Source organism: Gilliamella sp. Fer4-1 (assembly GCF_001690515.1).
Lineage (GTDB): Bacteria > Pseudomonadota > Gammaproteobacteria > Enterobacterales > Orbaceae > Gilliamella > Gilliamella apicola_C.
Map to the genome: position 1 here is coordinate 1 of NZ_LZGZ01000106.1, position 6,561 is coordinate 6,561.

At 34.5% G+C, this 6,561-nt stretch carries 4 protein-coding genes; 1 reads left to right on the forward strand and 3 read right to left on the reverse strand.

What is annotated here, in order from left to right:
* Positions 1–85 precede the first annotated feature (85 nt).
* Positions 86–1,513, reverse strand: coding sequence for a tRNA (N6-isopentenyl adenosine(37)-C2)-methylthiotransferase MiaB (gene miaB, locus A9G30_RS03910; protein ID WP_065581559.1), 1,428 nt, complete (start codon positions 1,511–1,513; stop codon positions 86–88).
* A gap of 441 nt (positions 1,514–1,954) precedes the next feature.
* Here miaB and A9G30_RS03915 point away from each other — a divergent pair, with 441 nt between their 5' ends.
* The gene (locus A9G30_RS03915; RefSeq protein WP_065581560.1) at positions 1,955–3,190 is read left to right on the forward strand and encodes an N-acetylmuramoyl-L-alanine amidase; all 1,236 of its coding nucleotides are present in this window, start codon (positions 1,955–1,957) and stop codon (positions 3,188–3,190) included.
* 44 nt (positions 3,191–3,234) lie between these two features.
* Here the strand turns inward: A9G30_RS03915 and rsmG are convergent, their stop codons facing one another.
* Both rsmG and mnmG read right to left on the reverse strand, forming a co-directional pair.
* Positions 3,235–3,834: a 16S rRNA (guanine(527)-N(7))-methyltransferase RsmG gene (gene rsmG / locus A9G30_RS03920; protein WP_065581561.1), complete on the reverse strand. Its 600-nt coding sequence runs from the start codon at positions 3,832–3,834 to the stop codon at positions 3,235–3,237.
* Positions 3,812–5,704: a tRNA uridine-5-carboxymethylaminomethyl(34) synthesis enzyme MnmG gene (mnmG, locus tag A9G30_RS03925; protein ID WP_065588120.1), complete on the reverse strand. Its 1,893-nt coding sequence runs from the start codon at positions 5,702–5,704 to the stop codon at positions 3,812–3,814. Before mnmG ends, rsmG begins: the two co-directional genes overlap by 23 nt.
* Between the last annotated feature and the right edge of the window lie 857 nt (positions 5,705–6,561).

The window sequence follows — 6,561 nt, forward strand, 5'->3', positions numbered from 1 at the left end:
ATTCATCCGTAAGTTATTTTATTATCTTTATTATTTTATAAAAAATATGAAAAGCCACTCACATTGTGGCTTAATGATTACTACTTTAAGGTTGATAGATACCGACCCCTAGCTCGTTTTCTTTACGAGTGCGAGAAATAACTGACATTGGCGATTCACTAACTCGTAAATCCATTTCATCTTCAGTACGAACAACTCTACCACGTAGTGAATTTGGATAAACATCAGTAATTTCAACGTCAACAAACTTACCAATCATATCAGGACGACCTGCAAAATTAACAATTCGATTGTTTTCCGTTCGACCGGTTAATTCCATAAGGTCTTTTTTGGATGGACCTTCAACTAAAATACGTTGTACAGTATTTAACATACGACGGCTAAATTGCATGGCTTGTTGGTTGATTCGTTCTTGAAGAATGTAAAGGCGCTGCTTCTTCTCTTCTTCTGAAACATTATCTTCCATTTCAGCAGCGGGTGTACCTGGACGCGCTGAATAAACAAAGCTATAACTTAAATCAAAATTGACTTCGGCAATTAGCTTCATTGTTTGCTCAAAGTCTTCTTGCGTTTCCCCCGGGAAACCGACAATAAAATCAGAGCTAATTTGAATATCTGGGCGTACTTTACGTAATTTTCGAATAATGGATTTATATTCAAGCGCAGTATGTGTACGTTTCATTAAATTTAATACACGATCTGAGCCACTTTGTACTGGCAAATGTAAAAAATTGACTAACTCTGGCGTGTCACGATAAACATCAATAATGTCATCAGTAAATTCGATCGGATGGCTAGTTGTAAAGCGAATACGATCAATACCATCAATAGCGGCAACTAGCCGTAATAGCTCTGCAAAGGAACAAATATCACCATCAAATGTGGGGCCACGATAAGCATTAACATTTTGACCTAATAAATTGACTTCACGCACCCCTTGTTCAGCCAGTTGTGCAATTTCATAAATGACATCATCACAAGGTCGGCTAACTTCTTCACCGCGAGTATAAGGTACGACGCAATAAGTGCAATATTTATTGCACCCTTCCATAATAGAAACAAACGCAGTAGGTCCTTCGCTACGAGGCTCTGGCAAACGATCAAATTTTTCAATTTCAGGAAAGCTGACATCAACGACATGGTTACCATTACCACTTCGAATCTGTTCAATCATTTCAGGTAAACGGTGAAAAGTTTGAGGCCCAAAAATAATATCGACAAAAGGGGCGCGTTTACGAATATGTGCACCTTCTTGCGAGGCAACACAACCACCAACACCAATAATGATATTTGGATTATGTTGTTTAAGATTTTTCCAACGACCTAATTGATGAAAAACCTTTTCCTGAGCTTTTTCTCGAATAGAGCAGGTATTTAGTAATAAAATATCCGCTTCTTCGGCATTGTCTGTTAATGTTAAACCATGGGTAGATTCAAGGAGATCAGCCATTTTTGTTGAGTCATACTCATTCATTTGGCAGCCCCAAGTTTTGATATGTAATTTTTTGCTCATCAATAACTCAGCTATATTTAATTGTTAAAATGAAAACGGGTTTAAATCCGTGATTTTAGCGAGTCATATTGTAATCTTTTGTGAATGTAGGGTCTATAATAAAATAAACATTGCAACCCAAAATAAAGCATTATATAAGCTTTTATAAAATGATTTGAAAATACAGTGAAAAATTTTCAATTAATATAGATGATTATAAAAAACTGTTAGTTGAATAATTGCATTTAATGGCGTTTTAAGATCTATACCAACTTTTTATAACGATAAAATCTAATAATGATCTTAGAAAAGGAAAAAATAATATCGCTATAACATAAAAAATGGATAGGTTATTTTATAAAAAAATCAGATAAAGATAAGAATCATTCTTTTTAATATCTTTATATTTTATGTTATTATTCGCGATTAACTCATATAGAAAATAAAGTGTTTAGATTAAATATGTCAGAAACATTCAGTCCTACAAAGCGCCTATTAGTTAAAGGTATTCTTGCGACTTGTTTATTATCTGTCACTCGTGTAGGCTTTGCTGCTTCAATGGCACAAATTATTGCTGTGCGAGTTTGGCCTTCATCTACTTATACTAGGATCACTTTAGAATCCAATATTAGTTTAAAATACAAGCATTTTTTATTGAGTAACCCCGAAAGAATCGCAATTGATATTAGTGATGTCAATTTAAATACAACATTAAAAAATATTTCTTCAAAAGTTTTAAAAAACGATCCTTATATTAAATCGATACGTGTTGTTCAACGCGATCCCAAAACGGTTAGAATACTGATCGAATTAAAACAAGGCGTCCAACCAAACACTTTTACTTTATCGCCAATAGCGAAATTTAAGCATCGTTTGGTAATGGATCTTTATCCATCTAAACCCGCTTCAACTTCCGATGCTGATCCTTTACTTGCTCTGTTAGAAGAGTATAAATCTGGAAATCTTAATAAAAAACAATCTGAAATAAAAACACCGGCTAATAAAAAGAAAAACGCGCCAATTGTTGTTATGTTAGATCCAGGGCATGGCGGTGAAGATCCCGGTGCTATAGGCTATAATAAAACCCGTGAAAAAGACATTGTTTTACAAATTGCACGTCGCACTTACAATTTGCTAAAAAAAGAGCCCAACATAAAAGTTTATATGACGCGTAATGAAGATGTGTTTATACCTTTAAAAGTACGAGTAGCTAAAGCACGATCTTTACATGCAGATCTTTTTATTTCTATCCATGCTGATGCATTTGCTAATCGTTCAGTTGGCGGATCTTCTGTTTTTGCATTATCAACACGTGGTGCAAGTAGTTCCGCAGCAAGCTATCTGGCACAAACCCAAAATGAAGCCGATCAAATTGGGGGGGTAAGTCGTAGCGGCGATAAATATTTGGACAATACCATTTTAGATTTAGTGCAAAAAACGACATTAAATAATGGAGTTTTACTGGGCAATTCTATTTTAAGCCGAATGAAGAAGATTAATAAGCTGCATAAACCTTCTCTTGAAAAAGCAGGATTTGCGGTACTAAAAGCACCAGATATCCCGTCTGTTTTAGTAGAAACTGCCTTTATTAGTAATACTACCGAAGAAAAGAAATTAAGAACAGCAGCTTTTCAAAATCAAGTATCTAAGGCAATTGTTGATGGTATAAAAGCCTACCTAAAAAAACGTAAAAATTAACCTTGTAAAGATGTTTAAAATTATGTAGACACTTTAGTATAAAGCTACTTAATAATAACTAAACATCTTTCAGCATTTAATTCAGGTATAGTTAATTTAATATTTTGTTTAAGCGTAAAACCATTAGGAATGGAATCAATATCACTTCCCTTTAATGCATAAAAAAGCCCTTGCTCATTAGGAAGGTGTTTACACCAACTTAGCATATCTTGTAAAGAGGCAAATGCACGACTGATAACCCCATCAAATTTTTTTGCAGTGTACTCTTCAATACGACTTTGCACAGGATTTATGTTTGTTAATTTTAATTCAAACTGTACCTGCTTTAAAAAGCGAATACGCTTGCCTAAGCTATCAACTAAATCAAATTGTTTTTCAGGATTAATAATCGCTAATGGAACACCTGGTAAACCAGGACCTGTTCCTACATCAATAAAGCTTTTACCTGTTAAATAAGGCGATACAATTAAGCTATCGATAATATGCTTTACTAACATGTCATTAGGATCGCGGATCGCCGTTAAGTTATAAGCCTTGTTCCATTTGTTGAGCATTTCAACATAATGGATCAATAGATCTATTTGTGATTCATTGATCAAAAGATCCGTTTGATCAATGAGATTAATAAGTTTCTTTTTTAACATAATTCTTCTTTTTTAAATAAACTAACAACATTGAAATAGCAGCTGGCGTAATACCAGAAATACGCGACGCTTGCCCAATAGAAACAGGCTTGTGTTGTTTTAATTTAGCCACAACTTCATTCGATAATCCAGATATTTCGGCATAATCAATATGTTCAGGAATAAGTGTTTGTTCATTGCGTTTTTGACGTTCAATTTCTTCAATTTGCAATTTAATATAACCGTCATATTTAACTTGAATTTCAACCTGTTCTGCAGCTTGTGTATCTGATAATCCAGGTGAAAATAAAGAAAGCTTTTTCAATGTGTTATAACTCATTTCTGGTCGCTTAAGTAACTCTTCACCATTAGCTTCTTTGGTTAAATTAGCGCTTAAAACAGCATTGACTTCATCAATCGTTTCAATATGAGGATGTACCCAAATATCGCGTAAACGCGCTCTCTCTTGCTCGATTGCTTCAAATTTTTCGTTAAAGCGCTGCCAACGATAATCATCAACCATCCCTAGCTTACGGCCTATTTCTGTTAAACGAATATCAGCATTATCTTCACGTAACATTAAACGATATTCAGCACGCGAGGTAAACATGCGATAAGGTTCGTTAGTACCAAGTGTACAAAGATCGTCAACTAACACACCTAAATAAGCTTGATCGCGACTTGGATACCATTGATCTTGATCAAAAACAAAACGCGCTGCATTTAAGCCAGCAAGCATACCTTGTGCAGCAGCTTCTTCATAGCCTGTTGTACCATTGATCTGTCCCGCTAAAAATAGCCCTTTGATCACTTTGCTTTCCAGTGTTGGCTTAAGATCCCTTGGATCAAAATAATCATATTCGATCGCATAACCAGGTCTTACAATGTTGGCATTTTCTAATCCTTTCATGCTACGTACAAATGCGAGTTGTACATCAAACGGTAAGCTTGTTGAGATCCCATTTGGATAGATTTCATTACTGTCTAATCCTTCAGGCTCTAAATAGATCTGATGCGAATTTCGATCAGCAAAGCGCATTATTTTATCTTCAATTGATGGGCAATATCTAGGTCCTACACCTTCAATTACCCCGGTATACATAGGACTACGATCTAAGCTGTTTCGAATGATCTCGTGGGTTGTTTCGTTAGTACTTGTTATATAACAAGGGATCTGTTTAGGATGCTCACTTGCATTACCTAAAAATGAAAATACGGGTACAGGATCATCACCATATTGGGTGCCTAGTTTTGAAAAATCAATTGTTCTCGCATCAATTCGTGGTGGCGTACCTGTTTTTAGTCGTCCCATTCTAAAAGGATATTGGTGTAATGATTTTGATAAACCTATTGATGCCGGATCCCCTGTGCGACCACCACTATAATTATCAAGTCCTATATGAATTTTTCCATCTAAAAAAGTACCTGTTGTTAAAACAACAGCTTTAGCTTTAAATGAAATGCCCATTTGTGTTTTGACACCTGTTATTTGATCGTTTTCAATGATCACGTCTTCAACAGATTGTTGAAAGAGCATTAAATTTTCTTGATTTTCAAGAGTAGTGCGGATCACTTTACGGTACAGTGATCTGTCTGCTTGTGCTCTCGTTGCTCTCACAGCAGGTCCTTTACTACTGTTTAAGATCCTGAATTGGATCCCTGCATGATCAATAGCATGTGCCATTAGACCACCCATAGCATCAATTTCTTTTACCAAATGGCCTTTACCTATACCGCCAATAGCAGGATTACAGGACATTTGTCCTAATGTATTGATATTATGGGTTAAAAGCAGTGTTTTTCGTCCCATTCTCGCTGATGCCATTGCGGCTTCTGTTCCTGCATGACCACCACCAACAACGATGACATCAAAAAGATCTGGATAAAACATAAAAAAGCCTCGTATTTATTTGTGTATAGATGATCGCTAATTTAGATCCTGTGATCTAGTTATTTAGCGTAGGGAATTTTACTCATCTTTTCGATTACGTCAAATGATCTATTTTGATCGCGATCTAAATTAAATAAGATCTTTAAGATGATCTTTTATTTTTATTACTATTAAAGAGGATCCTTTTTGTTGATAACTTATTTTTATAGATATTTTATAAGATCTTATTTGTGATCCAATTCTGTGAATTGATCGGATCTTTTTTTGTGGATACTTGTTTATAACTATTAAATTTATCCACAGATGTTTTTTTGATTGAAGTTGTTAATGCGATTATAACAGCTTGTGATCCTAATTTATCACAGAGTTATCCACAAAAAAATAAGTTCGTTTGCTTGATTTTTATACTTATATCAATGATCTATTTTAAAATATCTAATAGGATTAGTTGAAAAGATTAATGTGCGATCAAGCCATATTAGTATAAAACCTTTCTATAAAATTCAATCTAAAATAATCGCTCGCATATGGTGGCATAACCTACTGAGCCTGTTTTACCTTATTGGAAAAAGGAATTGCCAGTGCAATTTATCTTGGTTGAATAGACGATTGTCCTTTTCTATTAGGTGAATAAGGTAGCTGTGATTGCAGAAGGTCATTATAAAAGTTATGCGTTAAGCCTGATGATCGAATAGCAAAACTAGCAGAGAATATATGTAAAATACCTAATTAAAAAATAGCCAAAATAAATTTAAGGCTGTTTACAAATAAAAAGTACGAAAACTAAAGCAACAAAAAACGCCTAGCCATAATATAAAACCAGTTAGAAAATATTTTTCATATAAATATAAGCTAAT